Raw genomic sequence first — 22,394 nt, 5'->3', positions numbered from 1 at the left:
CCCGGTGATTGGCCGGCGGCGGGGCTGCATTATCGGTCTGGATCAGTCTGCAGTTTCGGGCAGGTCTTCACGCGAAGTGGAGGCCATATCCTCCAGCTCTTCCTCGCTCATGCTGTCATACATTTCGGCAGAGGCGCCCTGAAGATCGGACTTGTCAGTCTCTCCGCGTTTCGCTGAAAGAGCGGCGCCTGCCGCCTGTTGCTGCGCCTTGCTGGTGGCTTTGGCCATCAGTCCTGCGCCTCAAGCTCGCTGCCGCGTTTGAGCACTTCACCGCCGTCTTCCTGCTTGATCAGGTAAGCGGGATTGTCCTCGTCACCGTCCTTGGTAACTTCGGTCCCCTGAAGGGTGCGCGTCACTTCTCGTTCGAAGCGATCGGTGATCTGGCCTTTGCCCTCACCGTTGCCCCAATTCCATTTGACGTATTGGTTGGTCTGGAAACTGTTGGAATTGCTCATGATTAATCTCCTGATTGGTTTCAGATGATTAATGCACGTCCCGCCCTACCGGTTCCAAACAGAGCCGGGCGAGGTCAGCCCGAGATCGCAGGCACGATCCAGACGATTGTCATCGCGATCACTGCCAGCAGCAGGCTGATGCCGAGGACGTAACGCATGATGCCGGGCGTGCTGGCCGCGCGTGCATCGTCATCTTCGATGTGAACTTCTTTTTTGTCTTCGTAAGCCATTTGAACTCCAATAATCCCGTTATAACCGAGCAAGGCCCGGTCCGAAAGCCTCTGGATGAAGAGGCAGAAAAATCAATCGCGAAGCAGGTCGTTGATACCCGTCTTCGATCTGGTTTGCGCATCGACCGTTTTCACGATCACCGCACAATATAGCGATGGGCCGGGCGTGCCGTCCGGCAGGGGTTTACCCGGCAGCGATCCGGGTACGACCACGGCATAGGGCGGCACTTCGCCCATGTGCACTTCGCCGCTTGCGCGGTCCACGATCTTTGTCGAAGCCCCCAGATAGACGCCCATGGACAACACGGCGCCTTCGCCTACGCGCACTCCTTCGGCCACTTCGCTGCGAGCGCCAATAAATGCGCCGTCACCAATGATGACGGGTTCAGCCTGCAAAGGTTCCAGAACGCCGCCAATCCCTGCCCCGCCGGAGATGTGAACATTTTTGCCGATTTGCGCGCATGAACCCACCGTCGCCCATGTGTCGACCATGGTGCCTTCATCCACGTAGGCGCCGATATTGACGAAGCTGGGCATGAGCACAGCGCCTTTGCCGATGAAGCTGCCGCGCCGGACCACGGCCCCGGGAACAACGCGGAACCCCGCCTCGCGGAACCGGTTGTCGCCCCAGCCGGCAAATTTGAGCGGTACCTTGTCGAATGCGGCTTCTCCGGCAGAGCCTTGCTCCATCACCTTGTTGTCTTTCAGCCTGAATGACAGCAGCACCGCTTTTTTAAGCCATGCGTTGACGTGCCAGCCGCCATTGCCGTCAGGCTCCGCCACCCGCGCTTCGCCGCTGTCCAGCAGTGCAAGCGCATCGGAAACGGCGCTGCGCACTTCGCTTCCCGGAGTTACCTCGCTGCGGACTTCCCAAGCGGCTTCGATGTCGGCGATCAATTGTGCGGTCATAATACCTCTGAAAAATGGCGAATATGCGTTGGATCCGCTGCTAGCTGCGCAAAGCGCCAGCGACAAGAAGATGATGCAACAACCACGTTTTCACGTATTTAGGAATGCTTATCACGTTTCTTGCAATGGTTCGGAAATCCGGCCTATGCAATTGCTTGATAGGTGGGAATATGATGAGGTCGCAAACATGCACAAAACCCGCACGCAATCGCCGCTGCTGAAACCGCCCGGCGGATCTCCCGTCAACTGGACGTATGTGGGCAAGACTGCCGCAGCCGCCGTCATGGTTGCCGCGCTGGGCGCCTGCGGGGGCGGATCGTCAGGCGGCGCGCCGATCACATCGATACCTGCGCCTCCGCCCCCGCCGCCACCCCCGCCGCCACCCCCGCCGCCGCCGACCAATTTCGACACGGCTGAATTCCGGCGATCCGACGGACCGTCCTTTCACGGTGCGGATGAGGCGTGGCAGCAGGATTTTACCGGCGATGGAGAGATCATCGCCGTGATTGATAGCGGAATCGATAGCGACAGCCCGGAATTTGCAGGCCGTTTGCATCCCCAATCGCGCGATGTTGCGGGCAGCCGAGGTGTCGATCCCGAAGATGACCACGGCACGAATGTCGCTCTTGTCGCAGCCGCGGGCCGCAACAATACAGGCGTGGTCGGCATCGCATTCGATGCACAGGTGCTGGCCGTGCGCGCCGATGATCCGGGCACGTGCGGCACAGACACGCCCAGCGATCCGACGCTCGGCTGTCTTTTCACAGACAGCGACATCGCCGACGGTATAAATCTGGCCGTGGATGTCGGAGCGACGGTCATCAATTTGAGCCTTGGCGGCGGCGGTGCGTCGCAAAGCGTTTTGAACGCAGTCTCACGCGCTGCAAGCGAAGGCGTGGTGGTGGTCGTTTCCGCTGGCAATGGCGGTGACGGAAGCGAGCCCGGTATTGATCCCGACCAACCCGATCCCTTTGCCGCCAGCCTTCAGGCGGCGGGCAATGGCAATGTGATCATCGTCGGATCGGTTGACGATGCGGGCGAGTTTTCCGATTTCAGCAACCGCGCAGGCGATTTGGCTGGTTCATTCCTGTCAGCGCGCGGGGAGCGGATTTGCTGTGTTTACGAAGACGGCGAAGTGTTCGTCGAGACGGTTGACGGACAGCAATTTGTAACCGTGTTTTCCGGCACGAGCTTTGCCGCGCCGCAGGTTGCCGGTGCGGTTGCCCTGCTGGCGCAGGCTTTCCCCAATCTGACCGCGACCGAAATTGTCGAAATCCTGCTGAACAACGCGCGTGATGCAGGCGCGGCGGGCACCGATAGCGTGTTTGGCACTGGCATTCTCGATATCGCGGCAGCGATTGCGCCATCGGGTGCGACTGCCATCGCGGGAAGCGGGGCTGCGTTTACGATTGGTGAGACGTTTGCGGTCGGATCGGCGGCGATGGGCGATGCCTTGTCCAGCGCCTCTGCCGGGACCGTTGTGCTCGATGAATATCGCCGGGCCTACAATGTCGATCTGGGCGCGCAATCGGCCAATGCCGCACAGACACAGCGCCTTAGAGGCGCGGTCGAGCGTGGTGGCATCACCCGTTCAGCGGCGGGTGAGGGGCTGGCTATGGCGGTGACTGTGGCACAGGGTGACCGTGCGGCAGGGCTGGGCTGGTCACGCGAATTGCAGTTTTCATCAGAGGAGGCGCTGGGCGCGCGCGTGCTTGCCGCCAGTATTGCAGCGCGGATTGCACCGGACATGCAGGTAGGTTTCGGCATCGCGCAGGGATCGCGCGGGCTGGTCGCGCAGTTGCAGGGTGCTGACCGCCCGGCTTTCGCCATTGCGCCGCGCGCAGGCGCAGACAGCGGTTTTCTCGCAAGCAGCGACATGTCCTTCGCCGCCCGGCATACGCTGGGCGCATGGGGCGTGACTGTATCGGCAGAGCGCGGCGAGGCGCATCTTGCCGGAACCATCCCATCCGGCGCTGCGGTTTATCGGGTAGACCCCCGGCGCCGCACGAATATGGTCAGTGTCGCAGCCGACCGGTCATTCGGTAGTCTGGACACTGCGATTTCGCTCACATGGCTGACCGAAGAGGAGACGCTGCTCGGCGGCGCATTCAGCAGCCTGATTGGCCTTGAAGGCGCAGATACTCTGTTTCTGGACGCGGATATCGCGCGTGATTTCGGGCGTAATTGGCAAGCCAGCGCTGCGTATAGAGCAGGTTTCACAAGCCCGAGCTGGGGCGGCCAGATCGCCAGTAGTTCTCAGCTTCGCAGCGATGCCTGGTCGCTCGATGTGTCGCGCCGCGGCAACTTCGCAGCCGCAGACAGCATCGGTTTCCGGCTAAGCCAGCCCTTGCGCGTACGTTCAGGCGGCATCGATCTTACGCTGCCGGTGGCGTATGATTACGCATCACAACGCGCGATCATCGGCCAGCAGACCCTGTCGCTTTCGCCAGAGGGGCGCGAGATTATGGGCGAGTTCACATATGGCTCCCCGCTCCTGTTCGGCTATGCCCGGGCGAGCGTGTTTTACCGCCAGAACCCGGGCCATATCGCAAGCGCGCCGAATGATGTCGGCGCACTCGTGAGCTTCAACGCGTCGTTCTGAGTTACCCGAATTATTCCGCCATACCGGCGGAAAGGGCGAATTGATACGCCCGCTGCGCCAGCGGCGTAACGCGGTCGCTCATCGCCTTGGCATGGGCCGAAGATGCGGTCCCGTCGATCACGCGTTTCTTGATGCCCTGCATAATGCCTGCGAGCCGGAAAAGGTTGTAGGCAAAATACCAGTCCATCGGGGGCACGGGATATCCGGTGCGCGCTACATATCGTTCAACCGCATCCTCAACCGATGGGATGCCCAGATCTTCGAGATCGAGGCCGAGCAGCCCCGCGCGCCCATCCGCCGGCTGGAACCAGTTGAGCATGAGATAGCTGAAATCGGCGACTGGATCGCCAAGCGTCGAAAGCTCCCAATCGAGCACCGCGATAATCCGGTTTTCTTCATGCGCAAAGATCACGTTGTCGAGCCGGTAATCACCGTGCACGACGCTGCTTTCATGCTGCGGCGGGATGGTTTGCGGTAGCCATTCAATCAGCTTTTCCATTTCCGGCATATGCTCGGTTTCGGACAGTTTGTATTGTTTCGACCATCGGGCGATTTGCCGCGCGCAATAATCGGTCGGCTTGCCATAATCGCCAAGGCCGATTTCGTCGGGCCTGTTAAGATGCAGATCGGCCATCGTATCGATCAGCGCGTTGTAAAGCTCGCGCCGCTCTGCGGGCGTGCTGCCTGGTAGCGCGCCGTTCCATAGCGACCGGCCATCAGCCATGCTCATCACGAAAAATTTCGATCCGATGACGTCGGGGTCTTCGCACAGACCATAGGTTTTCGGCACGGGAAAGCCGGTTGGATGCAGGCCGGTCATCGCCTTGTATTCGCGGTCCACTGCGTGTGCGCTGGGCAGCAGTTTGCCGAAAGGCTGGCGGCGCAAAACGTAATTGGTGCTCGGCGTTTCGATCTTGTAGGTCGGGTTGGATTGTCCGCCCTTGAATTTTGTATAGCTGATCGGTCCGGCAAACCCTTCGACGTTGGCCTCGAACCATGTCGTGAGCTTATCGAGGTCCAGCTTGTCACGCTCGGTCACTTCGACCGTGCCGACCATTTCCTTGTCGAAATCGATATCCATCAGTCGAACATCACCACGCTGCGCGCATGGCTCCCTTCGCGCATTTTATCAAATCCGGCGTTGACCTCATCAAGGCCAATACGCTCTGCGATGATCGTGTCGAGATCGAGCAGCCCGCGCATGTAAAAATCGACCAGGCGGGGGAGGTCCACTGGAAAATGGTTCATGCCCATGATCGCGCCCATCAGCTTTTTCCCGCCAAGCAGGTCCATCGCGCCCAGACCGACTTTGCAATCGAGCGGCATCATGCCGAGGATCACGGCGGTCCCGCCGCGGCGAAGCGCAGCTACGGCAAGGTCGGCAGAAGCCTGAAGCCCGACCGCCTCAATGCCCCAGTCGACGCCGCCGCCGGATATTTCCATGATTTGCTGAACGACATCGTCCGCCATCGCATCGACGGTGTGCGTCGCGCCCAACGTTTCCGCCAGCGCGCGCTTTTCAGGCAGCGGATCGGCGGCAATGACCTTGCCCGCGCCAGCGATTTTGGCCGCGTTGACGGTGGCGAGGCCAACGCCGCCGCAGCCGACCACCAGCACGGTTTCACCCGGCGTGACCTTGCACGCGTTGAAAATGGTGCCAGCGCCGGTCGTTACCGCACATCCGATCACTGCCGCCCGGTCGAGCGGCATGTCCTTATCAATCGCAACGCAGGCGTTTTCGTGGATCAGCATTTGCTCTGAAAGCGCCGACAGGTTCAGCATCTGGTTGACCGGATCGCCGCCCGCGAGCGTCATGCGCGGAGCGTCGCCTTTACCCCGGCGGGTCGCGCCGCCCAGACACAGCGCCATGCGCCCCGTGACGCAAAATTCGCAGGTGCCGCAGAACGCGCTGAGGCAGGAGACCACGTGGTCCCCGGGCTTCACCGTGCGCACTTCAGATCCGACCGCGCGTACCACGCCCGCCGCCTCATGACCCGGAATCGCGGGCAGGGCATGGGGGTAATGGCCGTCGATGAAGTGCAGGTCCGAATGGCATAGGCCGCACGCCTTGGTGTCGATCAGAACCTCGTGCGGCATGGGATCGGCGAGCGTAATCTCTCCGATCTCAAGACCTTCACCCGGTTGCTTCAGAATTGCTGCTTTCGCCATGTCAGGCCTCTCTTCCTAAAGGCGCGCAGTTTAGCGCGTCGCGCCCATATCGCCCGAACTGAACTTGCTCGCATCCACGCCGCGGTCATTGGCTGCACGGCCGCTGTCCCCGCGAAGTGCATTGGCGGTTGGGCCAGCTTCGGGAACATGTTTGCCAAACTCCATGCGCGCGATGGAGCGGGCGTGGACTTCATCGGGGCCATCCGCCAGACGCAGGGTGCGCTGGTGGGCGTAAGCATTGGCGAGACCGTAATCGTTCGACACGCCGCCGCCGCCATGGGCCTGAATCGCATCGTCGATGATTTTCAGGGCCATATTTGGCGCCTGAACCTTGATCATCGCGATTTCCTGCTTGGCAGATTTGTTGCCGACCTTGTCCATCATGTCTGCCGCTTTCAGGCAGAGCAGACGGGTCATGTCGATATCGATACGGGCGCGCGCAACGCGTTCTTCCCAGACGGAATGCTTATAGATCGGCTTACCAAACGCTTCACGTTCCTGAAGCCGCTTGCACATTTTTGCCAGCGCCTCTTCGGCGACGCCGATGGTGCGCATGCAGTGGTGAATGCGGCCCGGGCCTAGGCGCCCCTGAGCGATCTCGAAACCGCGGCCTTCACCCAGCAGCATGTTGGTGGCAGGGACGCGGACGTCCTTCATTTCCACTTCCATGTGGCCGTGCGGCGCATCGTCATATCCGAAGACGGGAAGGTGGCGGATGATATTCACGCCCGGTGCGTCGTTGGGCATCAGCAACATGCTCTGCTGCGCATGGCGGCCCGCAGTAGGATCGGTCTTACCCATTACGATGGAGACCTTGCAGCGCGGATCGCCCAGACCCGAAGACCACCACTTGCGGCCATTGATTACGTATTCGTCGCCATCACGTTCAATGCGGGTTTCGATGTTTGTCGCATCGGAAGATGCTGTGTTCGGCTCCGTCATCAGGAAGGCAGAGCGAATCTCGCCGTTCATGATCGGGCGGAGCCAATGTTCCTTTTGCTCAAGCGTGCCGTAGCGGTGGAACACTTCCATGTTACCGGTGTCTGGCGCGGAACAGTTGAACACTTCCGATGCCCAGCCGATGCGGCCCATTTCTTCGGCGCACAGCGCGTATTCGAGGTTGGTGAGTCCCGGGCCTTCAAACTCGAATTCTTCCTCGACATGATGGTGGCCTTCATTGCGCGGCGGCATGAACAGGTTCCAGATACCGGCTTCTTTCGCCAGTTTCTTCTTGTCTTCGATGATCTGGATTACCTTCCACCGGTCACCTTCGGCATCTTGCGCTTTGTAGGTGTCCATGTTCGGGCGGACATGCGTTTCGATAAAATCGCGCACCCGGTCGCGCCAGTAAACCTGCCGTTCGGTCGGTTGAAAATCCATGGGGGGCTTCCTCTCTAGTCTTTAATTGCAATCGAATCTGTTGGACGTGACCGTGGCAGAGCCGATAGGCCGCGCCAAGCTCTCATTTGTGCGGTTATCCTGCGTTTTATGCGCTCGCTTCGCCAACCGCACCCGCTTCGCGAGCGGCGATGCGCGCCTCGTGCTGTTCGCGGCTGATCGGAAACCGGCCAAGCCAGAATGCCGCAATTAACGCGAGTACGATGCTTGCGCCGCTGAAGGTCAGGATCATGGTCGAAAGAACCTCCATCGGCACGGTTTCCGGGTTGGCATCCCCTTCCAATTGAGAGATCGCGATGATCTGACCTGTCAGCGCCGCGCCAAATCCAGTTGCGCATTTCTGGACCAGCCAGTTGCCGGAATAAAAGCTGCCTTCCGCGCGGCGTCCGGTGCGGTCCTCAAACGCCTCGACGATCTCTGCAATCATGGATGAGGCAGAGATCATGATGACCACGCCGAACATGTTGGCAAAGATGATGAAGGCGAAATAGAGCGCGGTCGACGATAGCGTACCGATTGCCGGCCAGTATCCCGCCAGAAACAGAAGGTATGGGGCCAGTCCGATGACCAGCGCCAAAACCGCGCTGATCGCTGCGCTTTTCGGTTTGCCAAGGTGCCGGTGCATCGGCCCCACGATCAGGAACATCCCGATAACGGATATACCCAGCACGAACGGATAGGCGGTAAGTCCGTTAAGCCATGCCGGAGCCCAATCGAATGAAACCCGGTCCAGCTGCCAGACGAAAATGTTAAGATAGTTCGAGATTGAGAACGTCATTCCCTGACTGATATATGCTGCCAGCCCGCCAGCGGCGAAGATCAGGAATGCTTTCTCGCTGAATGCCTCGAATATTTCGGCAAACGCATCTTTGAGGTTGAACGGCGCAGGCTTTGTTTCGGGAAGCCGTGCGACAATCGCATGTTGGCCAATCGCCGATCCCAGCACGGCGATCACCATCAATGCGGCACCGAACATGCCGTAAGCGGGATAGCCCTCTTGCCGCAGCAGCCCGTCCTCGCCCGGCATAAATACCGTGTAGGCCAGCACCATCATCAGAATGCCGCCCATCCAGCCCGACAGGTATCGATAGCGGAACAGCGTGGTGCGTTCGTGATAATCCGATGTCAGTTCCGGGACGAGGCTGGTGGAGGGGACCTCGCACGCCGAAAGCAGCAGCCTCACCGCGACCATAATGCCCAGCAGGCCCAGCACGCTGGGCGCCTCACCGCCGGGCGGCGACCACAGCATGATCCACGCAAACGCAAGCGGAACCGGCGCAAGATAGAGCCACGGCAGCCGCCTGCCCCAGCGTGTGTAAGTCCGGTCGGAAAGATAGCCGATCACAGGATCGACAAACGCGTCAATAACCAGCGCTGCCAGCAATATCAGGCCGACCAGCCCCGCATCCATGCCCAGCACCTGACTGTAATAGAACAGCAGGAAAAACAGGAATCCGCCATCCTTCACGCCAAATGCTACTGCCCCGAAACCGTGGATCAGCTTTAGCCGCATCGGAAGCTTACCTTTGACCAGACCCATCAGGCGCAGTCTTTCGGGCGGTGCGTGGCGGCGAATCTTTTCAAAAATGCTCTCCCAAACATTGCTGCCAAGCCTAGGCGCATCGCCGCATCCGTCAACGGAAACCGCCTGACGCTACGGCATCGCGGCTACCCTTGCAGGCCGGCAAATCGGTCCTTGCTTGCAACCCACCAATTCCCATAACGTAAGCGTCAAGCAAGAGCGATTTGAGAGGAGAGTCGGCAATGTCCGATCTGGAAAGCTTCCGTCAGGAAATCCGTGCGTGGCTTGAGGCAAACTGCCCGCCAGAAATGCGTCAGCCCGTGCGCGATGACGACGATATTTATTGGGGCGGTCGCAAAGCCGTTTTCAAGAATGACGCGCAAAAAGCGTGGTTCGAGGTTTGCCGGGACAAGGGGTATACCGTTCCGTCATGGCCCAAGGAATATGGCGGCGCGGGGCTGTCCGCTCCGGAAGCGAAGATCCTGCGTCAGGAAATGAGCCGGATCAACGCGCGTCCACCGCTTTCCAGTTTTGGCATATGGATGCTTGGCCCGGCCTTGCTCAAGTTCGGTACAGAGGGCCAGAAACAGCGTTTCCTCAATGAAATCGCGAATGGCGAAATCCGCTGGTGCCAGGGCTATTCGGAACCGGGCAGCGGCTCCGACCTTGTTTCGATGCAAACCTTTGGCGAAGACAAGGGCGACCATTGGGTCGTTAACGGCCAGAAGGTCTGGACCTCTTATGCCGACGAAGCCGACTGGATTTTCTGCCTCGTCCGCACGGATAAAGAGGACAAATATAAAGGCATCACCTTCATGTTGTTCGACATGGCGAGCGAGGGATGCTCGACCAAGCCGATCAAACTTATCAGCGGCAACTCACCGTTCTGCGAAACATTCTTCGACGATGTGAAAGTGCCGAAAAGCTATGGCGAAGACATTCCGGCCTATGTCGGAGAGGTCAATCGCGGCTGGGATGTGGCGAAATATCTGCTCGGCCACGAGCGCGAGATGATTTCTGGCGCGGGCGGCGGTGAACGCACGGCAGCCATCGGCGCGGCGATGAAACGCCATGCGGCCAAAACCGGCGATGAGATCGATCCGGTGTTGCGTTCTGAGCTTGCCATGTTCGATGTCGATGCGCTGGCCTACACTGCGATGGGCGAGAAATTCCTCGATGAGGCGAAAGCTGGCAAGGCTCACCCGGCTCAACCGAACATGATGAAATACGCCGGAACCGAGCTGAACAAGCGTCGTCATGAGCTGATGATGTCGGCGGGCGGTTCGCGCAGCCTCGAATGGGAAAGCGAAGAAACCGGCGGCGGAAAGCCATCGCGCGGCTGGCTGCGCACCAAGGCGAACTCCATTGAGGGCGGCACTTCGGAGGTTATGCTGAACGTGATCTCGAAACGGATCCTCGAGCTGCCCGGCGCCTGACCCGGGCACCTGCAATCGGCGGGCCGCAGGGCTAATGAGCCAGCGGCCCGCAAACACCATTTTTCATCAAAGGACCGAGGCGCACCATGCCCCTTTACCACGACGAAGATCAGGCCATGCTGGCCGACAGCGCCAGAGGCTTCATGGCCGAAGAAGGCAACATCCAGAAACAATTGCGCCACTGGCGAGACCGCGATTGTCCCGATGGCTTTGGCCACGGCCTGTGGAAACAGATGGCCGAAATGGGCTTTACCGGAATGCTGGTGGAAGAGGATGATGGCGGACTTGGCATGGGCCACGTCGAAGCGGGCATCGTGCTCGAAGAGATCGGCCGCAACCTGACGCCGTCACCGTTCCTCACCTCTTCGGTGCTGGCCGCGACCGCTCTTAAACACGGATCAAACGACCTGAAAGGCCGATATCTGCCCGGACTGATCGACGGCGAACACGTATTTGCTGTCGCCATCGATGAAACAGCCAAGCACCGGCCCAGCCGCATCGCGACGCGCGCTGAAAAATCGGGCAATGGCTTCAAACTGTCCGGCTCAAAAAGCTTCGTAATCCAAGGCGCGAGCGCGGACATGATCGTCGTCGCCGCACGCACCAGCGGATCGGACGAGGATGAGGACGGCATCACCCTGTTTGCGGTTCCGAAAGACGCGGCCAATATGACGCAGGACCCGGTCCGGCTCGTCGACAGCTCGGTCGCCAGCCATATCACCTTCGACGGGGTCGAGCTGGACGGCGACGCGGTCATCGGTGAGGTCGATGGCGGGCGCGAGGTGCTGAACGCAGTGCTGACCGCAGGCCGTGTTGGCGCGGCTGCCGAGGGTGTCGGCGTTGCCAGCGGCGCGATGGATATGACCATCGATTACCTGAAGCAGCGCAAACAGTTTGGCCGTGTCATCGGCGAATTCCAGGCGCTGCAGCACCGCGCATCGCACCTTTATTCCGAAGTCGAAATCGCCCGTGCATCGGTGATCAAGGCGCAGAAATTGCTGGATGCCGGTGCTGAAAGTGCAGAGCTGATGAGCTCTGTTGCCAAGGCGAAAGTGGCGAAGGCTGCCGGGCTTTCCGTGAAAGAAGGCGTGCAGATGCACGGCGGGATCGGGATGACCGATGAATACGATATCGGCCTGTATATGAAGCGCGACCGCGCCTTGCAGGAATTTCTTGGCGATGCGTATTTCCACGCCAATCGCGTCGCACAACTTAGCGGGTACTGATCCATGGATATTCAATCACTTTTCGGCCTCGATGGCCGCATCGCACTTGTCACTGGCGGCAGCCGCGGCATCGGCAAGATGTTCGTCGAAGGTCTGCTCGCAGCAGGCTGCGCGCGGGTTTACATCTCCGCCCGCAAGGTTGAGCAGATGCAGGAAACCATTGACGAATTTGGCGAGGACAAGGTCATCGGCATCCCCGCCGACCTTAGCCAGATGGACGGTATCCAGCATCTTGCCGACGAAATGGCGAAGCGCGAGGACAAGCTCGACATTCTGATTAATAATGCCGGCGCTGCATGGGGCCAGCCCTATCTCGAATTCAATGAGGCTGGCTGGCACCGGACGATGGACCTGAACGTGAAAACTCCGTTCTTCCTGACGCAGAAACTGCATGACCTACTGGTTGCGGGCGGGGCAGGCGACCATCTGGCAAAGGTGATCCACGTCTCTTCCATCGATGGTCAGCGGATCAATCCGTGGGAAACCTACGCCTATCAGGCTTCCAAAGCGGCGGTGATCCAGCTGACCCGCAGGATGGCCGCGCGTCTGATTCAGGATAACATAGTGGTTACATCCATCGCACCGGGCGCGTTTGCCAGCGAGATGAACAAGGCGGCCAAAAACGCGCCGGATGCCAGCGCGTCAATGATCCCGGCGAAACGGATCGGGACGAAAGAGGACATGGCCGCCGCCGCGATCTACCTGTGCAGCCGCGCGGGCGATTACGTGGTCGGCGACACCGTGACCGTCGATGGCGGCGTAGTGAATGCGGCGCTGCCGAACATGTTCAACGATCCGGCTGGCTGACGCACACGCGGCGCAAATTGCTAACTTCAAAAAGGCCGTCGGGGCGATCCGGCGGCCTTTTTCGTTGCGGTCAGAAAATATAGGCACCGGGTGACATGTTGGAAAAGTGTCACCCGCGCTAAAATGGCTCAATCATCTGAAAATATTGGAGAAACGCCATGTAGGACACGGATGACAATTGTCCAACATAGCAGCGCCAACGGCCATATTATGGCGCGCAGGATAAGGGGCACGGACGATAAGAAAGAACGGCCCCGGGAATAGCGCCGCGGCGCTTTGTAGGAAACCGGACAGGCTTATCTGCTGCGCGGTTCCTGACGTTTCTGCCGGATCAGCTCCGCGATTTCGATGGTCGTTCCCGTCACTGTCTTGCGCGCGTGATCCGCGCCAACATTGTCTGCAGTGGCGGCAGCATCGGCGAACAAACGGCCCCCGACAGACACCACCGTCAATTGATCGGGCGCGGCGAACCGGCTACGCTCAATCGTCTCACGCAAATTGGCCAGACTGTGCTGGCGCGGTAGAGCATCTGACAGCCCGATATCCAGCGCATCGGGTTTCTGCGAGGCCAGCTGGTTGGACAGCGCCTGATTGCTATCGGGAAATGCCATGTCGACATGCCAGCCTGCATCGGTGAACAGATCAGCCATCAGTGATATGCCCAGCGTGTGCGCCTCTCCCGGCGCGGAAGCGAGCAGGATGCTGTAACGGTTGTTCCGCAGCGCCGCCGGGGTCGGCGTATGGCGCACGGCATGGCCGGCCAGTTGCAGCATGCTAAGCCCGATAGTCAGGTCAAGTTCGGTGCAGTCATCCGATAACCACGCATCGCCCAATGCGCGCGCCGTGGGTTCAATCAGATGTTTGATAACGTCATTTCCGTCCCAGCCATCTTCGGCCAGCGCGGCGATCCGTTTGTTGATGCCCAGATCATCGCCGTTGAGGACCAGATCGATGAGATCCGGCACTTGGGCGGTCAGTTCGTGCCTTGCCTTTGCGGCGAGCATGGCGGTGTAGGGTTGTTCATCGCCGTGATAGCTTAGCATATCCCACTCCCCGAACAGGCGGGTCGGGATGATATGCTCGCTAAGGATTTCAATATCGCTATGGCGCCTGTCGTCGCTGATCGACGACCATAATGTCTGGAGGCTGGCGGGCGGCCCTTCGAGTGTCTGGAAAAAGCGCCCATTGTCATACAGCAGCATACCGGTCACGCCGAGCGTCTGGTTGCGCGTTTTCGCTTTCCACGTCAGCTCGCGCAGATCGGCCGCCGTGGGCCGGGCCGTTGCCTTGCTCTGATAGCTGATGCTGCTGGTCCAGTTGACTGGATTTGCAACAGAATTTTCAAGCCCAATTGACACGCTATGCTCCCCGTAAACACGCGGGAAGTATCAACAAGTGCCCAAAGCACTGCACTACATTTGATTACCTGACGCCAGAAACCGGCACGAATTGATGCAGATTTTCTGTGATTTTCCTCACGTTTTCGTGAGCTTTATGCAAGCGTCTTTCCGCGCTCTGACGTCGTCGGTGTAGCCTGATTCTATCCCAAGTCGAAGCTGCATCGCACCCGCAATCTTGTCAAGCGAGATCGGAGGTGTCGTGACCGCTGATGGCGCTGCCAAGCATGCTCGGCGTGTCCACGGGCATTTTGGTTCGGTGTAGGAGAATTGCTGTAATTGGGATGGGAAGCGGACAAGAACGCTGTAGCGCCGCTGTCGTAACCATAGTTCGAAAAGCAGTGCGCCAACATAAAAAGGTTCTACCATTGATGATAAGCCCAATTCGGTGGAGTGTAACTTTGATTCTGATTCGATTCGTAAAGAGCAGCATCTTATTAGGCTTATTCGTCGGTGTTGCCTAAATATTTATCGCACTCAAATTTCAGAGCTATATTAGTCACGGATGCGCATTCGCGCTGCTTTTGGCATTTTTCTCTCACGAGAAGATCATTAAGGTCGTCTTTTGGGAGGGAATGCTTCTGCCAGTATCTATTCTGGCTGGGTCTATGGTGTTCGGTATGACTCTCGAAGCACTATACGAGCCACAGAAAGAAATTATGAGACCGTTTATAACAATTGCGATTCTTCCACTACTCGGCTTCCATCTATACCGTCTCGTTTCTGGAAAGAGGCCTCCAAGAAAAACATCTCAAAAATCATAAAGAGCGTTTGCCTGTGCACTCGCGATTATAGCCGGGCGGAAAACGACTTTCAGAACAAATACGCCGACCATCGGACCGGCTATGATCTGCTTAGCTTGGCTTGGCTTGGCCTAGTCACCGGCCTTTTCAACCCACACCCTGCGCCCGCTTCAAAGAAGAGATTAGGGTGTGGCTGTTATGGGGTCGTAAACAGGCACCTGGAAATGCCTGACAGCTACCCCATCAATTCGCGCACAAACGGGATCAGCCCCGTCTGGCGCGTGCGGCGCATGCGTTCTGCGTCCAGCACTTCGCGCACGCGGTCGAAACATTCATCGATATTGTCATTGATGACGACGTAATCGTATTCGGCCCAGTGGCTGATTTCTGCGCGGGCGCGTTCCATGCGGGCGTCGATCACGTCGCTGCTGTCCTGCGCGCGGCTTTCCAGCCGGCGGCGCAATTCGGCAAGGCTGGGCGGCAGGATAAAGACGCTGACAACGTCCTGCTGGTCTTTCTGATAGAGCTGCTGCGTGCCCTGCCAGTCGATATCAAACAGGAAATCCTGCCCGTCTTTCAGCGCCTCTCGGATGGCGCCTTTCGGCGTGCCGTAACGGTGGCCGAAAACCTCGGCCCATTCGTAGAAGTCGTCTTCCTCCACCATCCGGTCAAACATCGCATCGGATACGAAATGATAATGCACTCCGTCCTGTTCGCCGGGGCGGGGTGGGCGCGTGGTGACGGAAACGGACAATTTGATGTGCTCGTCTGCCGCAAGCAGCTTGCGTGACAATGAGGTCTTGCCTGCGCCCGAAGGCGAGGACAGGATGAACAAAAGCCCGCGTCGGGCCAGCTTGTCGATGGTTTTGTAATCGCCCATGCGCCCCGATGGCGCAAAGCGAGGCGTTAAATCAAGGGGCAGACGGCAGGGTTTGCCGTTTATTCGGGATCTGTATTACGGCGGCGTTTGCGCTGGCGTGATTTGCCGCGATCATACAGCGTCTTCAGCACCAGACCGCCCGCCACTATGCCAAGGCCTGCGGGTGACCGGGTCGCCAGTTTGCTCGCGCCGTAAAGGCCCAGAGTGGTGATGAGCGTGCGCCCGTCGACCAGCGATTGCGCAGCGGCCTCATCCTTGTAACTCGCCTTTGCGACGGTTTTCTCGATCCGCTGCCGGAACAGCGAGGATGCCCCGCGCACCACGATATCGGTGATCAGCAGGTTGGTCGCCGGGTTGGGGCTGGGCGTGAAAAATGACGTGCGGGTTTCTTCCTCCACCTCGGCCTTGGCCAAGGTTTTGGTGAAGTGATCGGGTTTGGGCTTTTTCATAACACACCTACAACGCACGGAACGCAGGGGCGATCCTGACCGCCTGAAATTTCAGGCCATTTCGGCGCGGCGAGGTTACTTTTTCTTGCCGAAATCGACCGTGACAACGTTGGAACCATCATCATCGCCGTCGCCATCGGGCGCGGCGGTGCTTTCAGACCCGTCATTCTCCGCATCTTCGTGCATTTCGGGGGCCATATCGCCCGCCGTCGCCTGAAACTGGAGGCCGAAATCTACCGCCGGATCAACAAAGGCGGTGATCGCGGCATAGGGCACCTGCAATTTCGCCGGGACCTGGTTGAACGACAATCCGACCGAAAAATCATCCTCGCGCACTTCAAGCTCCCAGAACTTGTTCTGCAGCACGATGGTCATTTCATCGGGGAAACGCTCGCGCAGGTGCGGCGGGATCGACACGCCGGGCGCGCCGGTTTTGAATGTGATGTAAAAGTGATGGTTGCCGGGCAGTTCGCTGCCGCCCTGCTCAATCTCGCCCAGCACGCGGCCAACGACGGCGCGCAATGCTTCCTGCACGATCTCGTCATAGGGGATCAGACTGTCAGGCGTTTGGTCATTCATGCCCAGAGTCGTGGCGAGACGCGCGGCGCTGGTCAAGTATTTCCGGCCCGGCCGAGACGTTTTGGCTGCCCTGTTGCGAAACTGCGCCCTGCCGCGCGCGGTTTCAGCGGCTTGCGCTCGGCGCTGACCCGCCTATATCCCGCGCCATGTCTGAACCATCGCAAACCGCCCCGCGCACGGGCAAGATAGAGCGTAAAACCGCCGAAACCGAGATCAACATCGCGGTTAATCTGGACGGCACCGGCACATATGACGTGTCAACGGGCATCGGCTTTCTCGATCATATGGTCGAGCAGTTTTCGAAGCATTCGCTGATAGACGTTACAATGAACGTGTCGGGCGACCTGCACGTTGATCAGCACCACACGACAGAAGACAGCGCGATTGCGCTGGGTCAGGCCATTGCAGAGGCGCTGGGCGACAAGGCGGGGATCGGGCGGTACGGCGCGGCCTATTCCCCGATGGACGAAACATTGTCGCGCGTGGCGCTGGACATATCCGGCCGGCCTTTCGTGGTCTGGAAAGCCGGTTTCACGCAGGAAAAACTGGGCGAATGGGACACCGAACTGATCGAGCACTGGTTCCATTCGGTCGCGCAGACTGCCGGCATCACGCTGCACATGGAATTGCTCTACGGCAGCAACAACCACCATATCTGCGAAAGCCTGTATAAAGGCTTCGCCCGCGCCATGCGGATCGCGGTTGAACGTGACCCGCGTAAAGGTGGCGCAATCCCCAGCACCAAGGGGCAGCTTGGTGGGTGAGAGCGTTGCTCTGATCGATTACGGCGCGGGCAACCTTCATTCGGTTCACAATGCACTGAAAGCGGTCGGGGCGGATGTTACCGTCACCGCCGATCCCGATGCGGTGCGCACGTCTGACCGGATCGTGCTGCCGGGCGTGGGTTCGTTCAAGGCATGTGCCAACGGCCTGCGCGCGGTCGATGGCATGACCGAGGCGCTGACAGAGCGGGTGGAGCAGGGCGGCGCGCCGTTTTTGGGCATCTGCGTCGGTATGCAATTGCTCGGCGACCGCGGGCTGGAACATGGCGAGACACCCGGCCTTGGCTGGATACCGGGCGAAGTGCGCCTGATTGAGCCGAGCGATCCCGCGATCAAGATCCCGCATATGGGCTGGAACGATGTGGCCTTGATGCCCCATGCACGCGGCAGCGCGGTGATCGAGCAGGGGGAGGCGTATTTCCTCCATTCCTATCACTTTGCCGTCAGCGACCCGTACCACATTGCCGCGATGACCGATCACGGCGAAGGCCTGGTTGCAGCGGTCGCGCGCGCCAACATTATGGGGGTGCAATTCCACCCCGAAAAAAGCCAGGCCTATGGCCTTGCGACCCTGACCCGTTTTCTGGAGTGGAAGCCGTGATCGTATTTCCTGCAATCGACCTGAAAGGCGGCGAAGTCGTCCGCCTTGCCGAGGGCGATATGGACCGCGCCACCGTTTACGGGGACAATCCCGCAGCGCAGGCTATGCTGTTCGCCGAGGCGGGCGCAGAGCATTTGCATGTCGTCGATCTGGACGGCAGCTTTGCCGGGCGGACCGAAAACCGCGCCGCGGTCGAGGCGATTGTCGAGGCGTTTCCCGGCCATGTGCAACTGGGCGGCGGGATTCGCGACGCGCAGGCGGTGGAGGGGTGGTTCAACCTTGGCGTGGCGCGCGTGGTCATGGGGTCTGCGGCGCTCAAGAACCCCGAATTTGTAAAAGACATGGCAAAGGAATGGGACGGCGGCATCGTCGTCGCGGTGGATGCGAAAGACGGCATGGTCGCGACCGAGGGCTGGGCGGAAGTTTCCAACGTGCCCGTGGTTGATCTCGCCCGCCGGTTCGAGGATGCGGGCGTTGCCGCGCTGCTGTTCACCGATATTGGCCGCGACGGCCTGCTCAAAGGCGTGAATATCGACGCGACGGTTGAGCTTGCCCGGCAGGTCGATATCCCCGTCATCGCCAGCGGCGGAGTGAAGGGTATTGACGATATTCATGTGCTCTCACTGAACGCGCATGAAGGCATCGAAGGCGTCATTACAGGACGTGCGCTGTATGAAGGGCGGCTGGATTTGGCGGCAGCGATTGCGATGGGAGCGCGGGCGTAAATGATCCGCCTGATCGGCTCTCTGTTTCTCGGCCTCACATTCCTTGCGGGTGTGACCGTCGCCACGCTTGAGATTGCGCTCATAAATATGGTGGTGTTCCTGGTCCTTGCGCTGGGCGTCGCCAAATTTCTGGAGCCGCGCTTTGGTCAGGAAGGCCTCGTCTACGGTATGGCAGGCGCGTTTTTCGCGAGCTTTTTGTGGCCCTATGTCCTGATCGGCTTCAGCGATGGCTGCGAAGGGGATGAGTGTCTTGAAGGTGGAGTTAACTCTGTGACAGCATCGGCGCCGCAACAATGACCGTTCGTATCCGGGTCATCCCCTGCCTCGACGTTGCCGATGGGCGCGTTGTTAAAGGCGTGAATTTCGTCGATTTGAAAGACGCGGGCGATCCGGTCGAACAGGCGCGTGCCTATGAAGCGGCGGGCGCGGATGAGCTGTGCTTTCTCGATATATCCGCCACGCATGAGGGGCGCGGAACGTTGCTCGATATCGTGAAACGCACCGCAGAGGTGTGCTTCATGCCGGTCACGGTTGGCGGCGGCGTTGCCTCGGTCGATGATGCGCGCGCGCTGCTGCTCGCGGGCGCAGACAAGGTTGCGGTCAACAGCGCGGCGGTAAAACGGCCCGAAGTCGTGCGCGAGATTGCCGAGCGGTTCGGCAGCCAGTGCATTGTCGCCAGCGTCGATGCACGGCGCGTCGTACCGACCACGGGCGAGCCGGGGCCGAAATGGGAAATCTTCACGCATGGCGGGCGCAAACCAACCGGCATCGACGCGGTCGAACATGCGGTGAAGATGGCGGAACTGGGCGCAGGCGAACTGCTCGTCACCAGCATGGACGGCGACGGGACGAAAGCGGGATACGACCTTGAACTGACGCGCACCATTGCCGATGCGGTGAATATCCCCGTGATCGCCAGCGGCGGGGTCGGCACGCTCGATCACCTGGTTGACGGCGTGAAGGAAGGCCATGCGAGCGCGGTGCTCGCCGCCTCGATCTTCCATTTCGGGCAGCACTCCATAACAGAGGCGCACACGGCGCTGCGCAATGCAGGCTTGCCTGCGCGGGGTCTTTGAAAGACAGATAGCGAATGAACACTCTGGAACGCCTCGAACAGACCATCGCCGCGCGCCGGGCCGCGTCGCCCGAGACGAGCTATGTTGCAAAGCTCAACGCGAAAGGCGTGCCTAAAATCGCGCAGAAAGTGGGCGAGGAAGCGACCGAGACCGTGATCGCCGCCGTTTCGGGCAGCAATGAAGAGCTGATCGGGGAGGCGGCTGATCTGCTGTTTCACCTGATGGTCCTGCTGGATGCCAAAGGCGTGTCGCTCGACCATGTGCTGGGCGAACTCGACCGGCGCGAAGGGTTGTCCGGGCTGGAAGAGAAAGCCTCAAGGAGCGAATGAATGCCGATTGATCCGACGCTTCCCTACGATGATGACAACATTTTTGCCAAAATCCTGCGCGGCGAAATCCCGTCCAATAAGGTTTACGAGGACGATCACGCCTTCGCATTCGAGGATATCAATCCGCAGGCGGCAATTCACACGCTGGTGATCCCGAAAGGGCGCTACGTCAGTTGGGACGATTTTTCTGCCAAGGCTTCTGATGCCGAGATCGGCGGCTTTGTCCGCGCGGTAGGCGAAGTGGCCCGGATGAAAGGGCTGGTGGAGCCGGGATACCGGATCATGGCCAATATCGGCGCGCATGGCGGACAGGAAGTGCCGCATCTGCATGTCCATATCTTTGGCGGAGAGCCGCTAGGCCCGATGATCTGGAAGAAATGATCCTGTCGCGCGCGCGAGTCGTTTCACCGCCGTTCATCTGACATCGCACAATCCGCGCTTTGCAGCGATTCCGTGCTGCGCTAGACGGCTTTGCAATGGTACAACCTACTCCTCCCGGCGGTGTGTTCGATGGCCCGCGTCACCTTTACGCGGTGCGCGTCTATTATGAAGACACCGACCTGTCGGGGATCACCTATCACGCCAATTACTTGCGCTGGTTTGAGCGCGCACGGTCCGACTTGCTGCGAATGCTGGATATTGACCAGCGTGCCGAGATCGAGGCGGGCGGTGAAGGCGGCGCCTATGCCGTTTCGGAAGTAAATCTCAAATATCTGCGCCCCGCAAAACTGGACGATGATGTCGTAATCGAAACCGTTTGCACCCAGCTTGGCGCGGCCAGTTGCCGGATGCACCAGATCGCGCGGAGGGACGGCGAAGACCTGTGCGAGGCATCGCTGCGCGTCGGATACATCTCGCTGGACGGTCGCCCCAAACGTCAGCCCGCGCCGTGGCGCGCCGCATTTCAAACATTCATGGACCAAGAGGCCAAATGACCATTTCGCTTAACATTCTGGCCGCTGCGCCCGCCGCCCGGCTCGACCCGCTTACGCTGTTTCTGGACGCGGATATCGTGGTGCAGGCGGTCATGTTCGGCCTGATCCTCGCCAGCATTTACGTCTGGACGATCATTGTCGCGTTTTCGATGCGGATGGGCAAATTCGAAGGGCGCAGCCGCCAGTATGAAACTGATTTCTGGGAAACGCGCGACCGCGAATCCGTGCTGACGAAACAACAGCGGCGCGAAGTGCCCGCCGCGCGCGTTGCCGCCGCTGGCCTTGATGAATGGAAGAAATCCACCTCTCGCGGAGTGGTTGATCGCGGCGCGGCGCGCGACCGCATCAGCGCCGCGATGGAAAGCCAGGTTGCAGAGGAAGCAGACGAGTTGGCAACGCGGCTCAACTTCCTCGCCACCACAGGTTCGGTCGCACCGTTCGTCGGCCTGTTCGGCACGGTCTGGGGCATCATGAACAGTTTCTTCCAGATCGGCGCGCAGGAAAGCTCATCGCTCGCGGTGGTTGCGCCCGGAATTTCGGAGGCACTGTTTGCCACGGCCATCGGCCTGTTCGCCGCCATTCCCGCCGTCATCGCCTACAACCGCTTCTCCGCACGGGTGAACCGCTACGAAGCCAAGCTTCAGCGGTTCGCGGACAAGGTGCACGCCGGGCTTAGTCGCGAGCTGGACAAGGCGTAATGGCGATGGGCCTCGCCTCCTCCCGATCGGGCCGCAGGTCGCGCCGCGCGCCCATGGCAGAGATCAACGTCACGCCATTCGTGGACGTCATGTTGGTGCTGCTCATTATCTTCATGGTCACAGCCCCGCTGCTGGCGGTCGGGGTGCCGATTGATTTGCCCGATAGCCGCGCAAACCCGGTCGACCAGACACCCGAACAGATCACCATTTCGGTGGACGGCGATGGCATCATCTACATTGAGGACGAGGCTGTGCCGGTCGGCGGGTTTCCCAGGGCATTGGCCGCGATTGATCGCGGAGCGGACGGGCAGCAGCCGGTGATCGTCTTTCGCGGCGACCGCGCGGTCGAATATGGCAGGACGATGGCCGTTCTGGGTGAGCTGAACCGCGCCGGATTTACTTCTATATCGCTGGTCACCAGCGGTTCAGGGACCGAGCCATAGCGT

The 22,394-nt window shown here is 59.8% G+C and carries 26 protein-coding genes; 14 read left to right on the top strand and 12 right to left on the bottom strand.

Annotation, left to right across the window (positions count from 1 at the left end):
- Positions 1-42: 42 nt before the first annotated feature.
- The 4 genes from ACGHU1_RS09270 to dapD all read right to left on the bottom strand — a co-directional run bounded on the left by ACGHU1_RS09270 (position 43) and on the right by dapD (position 1,594).
- Entirely contained in the window at positions 43-228 is a 186-nt protein-coding gene (locus tag ACGHU1_RS09270; RefSeq protein WP_390586087.1) for a DUF3008 family protein, read from the bottom strand.
- A complete protein-coding gene (locus tag ACGHU1_RS09265) occupies positions 228-455 on the bottom strand; it encodes a DUF2945 domain-containing protein (protein WP_390586084.1) in 228 nt (75 codons plus the stop codon). Before ACGHU1_RS09265 ends, ACGHU1_RS09270 begins: the two co-directional genes overlap by 1 nt.
- Positions 456-529: 74 nt before the next feature.
- Positions 530-685: a hypothetical protein gene (locus tag ACGHU1_RS09260; protein ID WP_390586081.1), complete on the bottom strand. Its 156-nt coding sequence runs from the start codon at positions 683-685 to the stop codon at positions 530-532.
- A gap of 72 nt (positions 686-757) precedes the next feature.
- Positions 758-1,594 carry a 2,3,4,5-tetrahydropyridine-2,6-dicarboxylate N-succinyltransferase gene (gene dapD / locus ACGHU1_RS09255; RefSeq protein ID WP_390586078.1) on the bottom strand — a complete coding sequence of 279 codons (837 nt, stop codon included), beginning with the start codon at positions 1,592-1,594 and terminating at the stop codon, positions 758-760.
- Positions 1,595-1,781: 187 nt separating this feature from the next.
- Here dapD and ACGHU1_RS09250 point away from each other — a divergent pair, with 187 nt between their 5' ends.
- Positions 1,782-4,196 carry a S8 family peptidase gene (locus ACGHU1_RS09250; protein WP_390586076.1) on the top strand — a complete coding sequence of 805 codons (2,415 nt, stop codon included), beginning with the start codon at positions 1,782-1,784 and terminating at the stop codon, positions 4,194-4,196.
- 10 nt (positions 4,197-4,206) lie between these two features.
- Here the strand turns inward: ACGHU1_RS09250 and ACGHU1_RS09245 are convergent, their stop codons facing one another.
- The 4 genes from ACGHU1_RS09245 to ACGHU1_RS09230 all read right to left on the bottom strand — a co-directional run bounded on the left by ACGHU1_RS09245 (position 4,207) and on the right by ACGHU1_RS09230 (position 9,303).
- A complete protein-coding gene (locus ACGHU1_RS09245) occupies positions 4,207-5,277 on the bottom strand; it encodes a phosphotransferase family protein (RefSeq protein WP_390586074.1) in 1,071 nt (356 codons plus the stop codon).
- Positions 5,277-6,365, bottom strand: a complete 1,089-nt coding sequence (locus tag ACGHU1_RS09240) for a Zn-dependent alcohol dehydrogenase (RefSeq protein WP_390586072.1) — start codon at positions 6,363-6,365, stop codon at positions 5,277-5,279. Before ACGHU1_RS09240 ends, ACGHU1_RS09245 begins: the two co-directional genes overlap by 1 nt.
- Positions 6,366-6,395: 30 nt before the next feature.
- Positions 6,396-7,745 carry an acyl-CoA dehydrogenase family protein gene (locus tag ACGHU1_RS09235; RefSeq protein ID WP_390586069.1) on the bottom strand — a complete coding sequence of 450 codons (1,350 nt, stop codon included), beginning with the start codon at positions 7,743-7,745 and terminating at the stop codon, positions 6,396-6,398.
- A 106-nt stretch (positions 7,746-7,851) separates the two neighbouring features.
- Entirely contained in the window at positions 7,852-9,303 is a 1,452-nt protein-coding gene (locus tag ACGHU1_RS09230) for an MFS transporter (protein WP_390586067.1), read from the bottom strand.
- 224 nt (positions 9,304-9,527) lie between these two features.
- Here ACGHU1_RS09230 and ACGHU1_RS09225 point away from each other — a divergent pair, with 224 nt between their 5' ends.
- The 3 genes from ACGHU1_RS09225 to ACGHU1_RS09215 all read left to right on the top strand — a co-directional run bounded on the left by ACGHU1_RS09225 (position 9,528) and on the right by ACGHU1_RS09215 (position 12,754).
- Positions 9,528-10,721: an acyl-CoA dehydrogenase family protein gene (locus ACGHU1_RS09225; RefSeq protein ID WP_390586065.1), complete on the top strand. Its 1,194-nt coding sequence runs from the start codon at positions 9,528-9,530 to the stop codon at positions 10,719-10,721.
- An 86-nt stretch (positions 10,722-10,807) separates the two neighbouring features.
- The gene (locus ACGHU1_RS09220; RefSeq protein ID WP_390586062.1) at positions 10,808-11,947 is read left to right on the top strand and encodes an acyl-CoA dehydrogenase family protein; all 1,140 of its coding nucleotides are present in this window, start codon (positions 10,808-10,810) and stop codon (positions 11,945-11,947) included.
- Between the two features lie 3 nt (positions 11,948-11,950).
- On the top strand, positions 11,951-12,754 hold the full coding sequence (locus tag ACGHU1_RS09215; RefSeq protein ID WP_390586059.1) for an SDR family oxidoreductase: 804 nt from the start codon (positions 11,951-11,953) through the stop codon (positions 12,752-12,754).
- Positions 12,755-13,050: 296 nt separating this feature from the next.
- On the opposite strand, the gene ACGHU1_RS09210 is transcribed toward ACGHU1_RS09215, so the two are convergent.
- The 4 genes from ACGHU1_RS09210 to ACGHU1_RS09195 all read right to left on the bottom strand — a co-directional run bounded on the left by ACGHU1_RS09210 (position 13,051) and on the right by ACGHU1_RS09195 (position 16,802).
- On the bottom strand, positions 13,051-14,112 hold the full coding sequence (locus tag ACGHU1_RS09210) for a BLUF domain-containing protein (RefSeq protein ID WP_390586057.1): 1,062 nt from the start codon (positions 14,110-14,112) through the stop codon (positions 13,051-13,053).
- 1,017 nt (positions 14,113-15,129) lie between these two features.
- Positions 15,130-15,774 (bottom strand): guanylate kinase, encoded by a 645-nt coding sequence (gene gmk / locus ACGHU1_RS09205; protein ID WP_390586054.1) that lies wholly within the window; start codon positions 15,772-15,774, stop codon positions 15,130-15,132.
- A 59-nt stretch (positions 15,775-15,833) separates the two neighbouring features.
- On the bottom strand, positions 15,834-16,223 hold the full coding sequence (locus tag ACGHU1_RS09200) for a hypothetical protein (RefSeq protein ID WP_390586051.1): 390 nt from the start codon (positions 16,221-16,223) through the stop codon (positions 15,834-15,836).
- A gap of 75 nt (positions 16,224-16,298) precedes the next feature.
- Complete coding sequence (locus ACGHU1_RS09195; protein ID WP_390586048.1) at positions 16,299-16,802, bottom strand: SspB family protein; 504 nt, start codon at positions 16,800-16,802, stop codon at positions 16,299-16,301.
- Between the two features lie 146 nt (positions 16,803-16,948).
- Here ACGHU1_RS09195 and hisB point away from each other — a divergent pair, with 146 nt between their 5' ends.
- From hisB to ACGHU1_RS09145, 10 genes are all read left to right on the top strand, one after another.
- On the top strand, positions 16,949-17,566 hold the full coding sequence (gene hisB / locus ACGHU1_RS09190; protein ID WP_390586045.1) for an imidazoleglycerol-phosphate dehydratase HisB: 618 nt from the start codon (positions 16,949-16,951) through the stop codon (positions 17,564-17,566).
- On the top strand, positions 17,559-18,185 hold the full coding sequence (gene hisH / locus ACGHU1_RS09185) for an imidazole glycerol phosphate synthase subunit HisH (RefSeq protein WP_390586042.1): 627 nt from the start codon (positions 17,559-17,561) through the stop codon (positions 18,183-18,185). Before hisB ends, hisH begins: the two co-directional genes overlap by 8 nt.
- Positions 18,182-18,910 (top strand): 1-(5-phosphoribosyl)-5-[(5-phosphoribosylamino)methylideneamino]imidazole-4-carboxamide isomerase, encoded by a 729-nt coding sequence (gene hisA, locus ACGHU1_RS09180; RefSeq protein WP_390586039.1) that lies wholly within the window; start codon positions 18,182-18,184, stop codon positions 18,908-18,910. The genes hisH and hisA overlap by 4 nt, the downstream gene beginning before the upstream one ends.
- Entirely contained in the window at positions 18,911-19,207 is a 297-nt protein-coding gene (locus tag ACGHU1_RS09175; RefSeq protein ID WP_390586037.1) for a hypothetical protein, read from the top strand.
- Positions 19,204-19,986, top strand: a complete 783-nt coding sequence (hisF, locus tag ACGHU1_RS09170) for an imidazole glycerol phosphate synthase subunit HisF (RefSeq protein ID WP_390586035.1) — start codon at positions 19,204-19,206, stop codon at positions 19,984-19,986. Before ACGHU1_RS09175 ends, hisF begins: the two co-directional genes overlap by 4 nt.
- Before the next feature lie 14 nt (positions 19,987-20,000).
- Positions 20,001-20,315, top strand: coding sequence for a phosphoribosyl-ATP diphosphatase (locus tag ACGHU1_RS09165; protein WP_390586033.1), 315 nt, complete (start codon positions 20,001-20,003; stop codon positions 20,313-20,315).
- Positions 20,316-20,696 carry a histidine triad nucleotide-binding protein gene (locus tag ACGHU1_RS09160; protein WP_390586030.1) on the top strand — a complete coding sequence of 127 codons (381 nt, stop codon included), beginning with the start codon at positions 20,316-20,318 and terminating at the stop codon, positions 20,694-20,696. It begins immediately after the preceding gene.
- A 95-nt stretch (positions 20,697-20,791) separates the two neighbouring features.
- Positions 20,792-21,250: a YbgC/FadM family acyl-CoA thioesterase gene (locus tag ACGHU1_RS09155; protein ID WP_390586028.1), complete on the top strand. Its 459-nt coding sequence runs from the start codon at positions 20,792-20,794 to the stop codon at positions 21,248-21,250.
- Positions 21,247-21,948: a protein TolQ gene (gene tolQ / locus ACGHU1_RS09150; protein ID WP_390586025.1), complete on the top strand. Its 702-nt coding sequence runs from the start codon at positions 21,247-21,249 to the stop codon at positions 21,946-21,948. Before ACGHU1_RS09155 ends, tolQ begins: the two co-directional genes overlap by 4 nt.
- The gene (locus ACGHU1_RS09145; RefSeq protein ID WP_390586023.1) at positions 21,948-22,391 is read left to right on the top strand and encodes an ExbD/TolR family protein; all 444 of its coding nucleotides are present in this window, start codon (positions 21,948-21,950) and stop codon (positions 22,389-22,391) included. The genes tolQ and ACGHU1_RS09145 overlap by 1 nt, the downstream gene beginning before the upstream one ends.
- Positions 22,392-22,394: the final 3 nt, after the last annotated feature.

The sequence above is a fragment of the Erythrobacter sp. MTPC3 genome (assembly GCF_042854385.1).
Taxonomy (GTDB): Bacteria; Pseudomonadota; Alphaproteobacteria; order Sphingomonadales; family Sphingomonadaceae; genus Erythrobacter.
The sequence above is the reverse complement of the archived record's forward strand: the minus strand, read 5'-3'. Positions and strand labels throughout refer to the sequence as shown.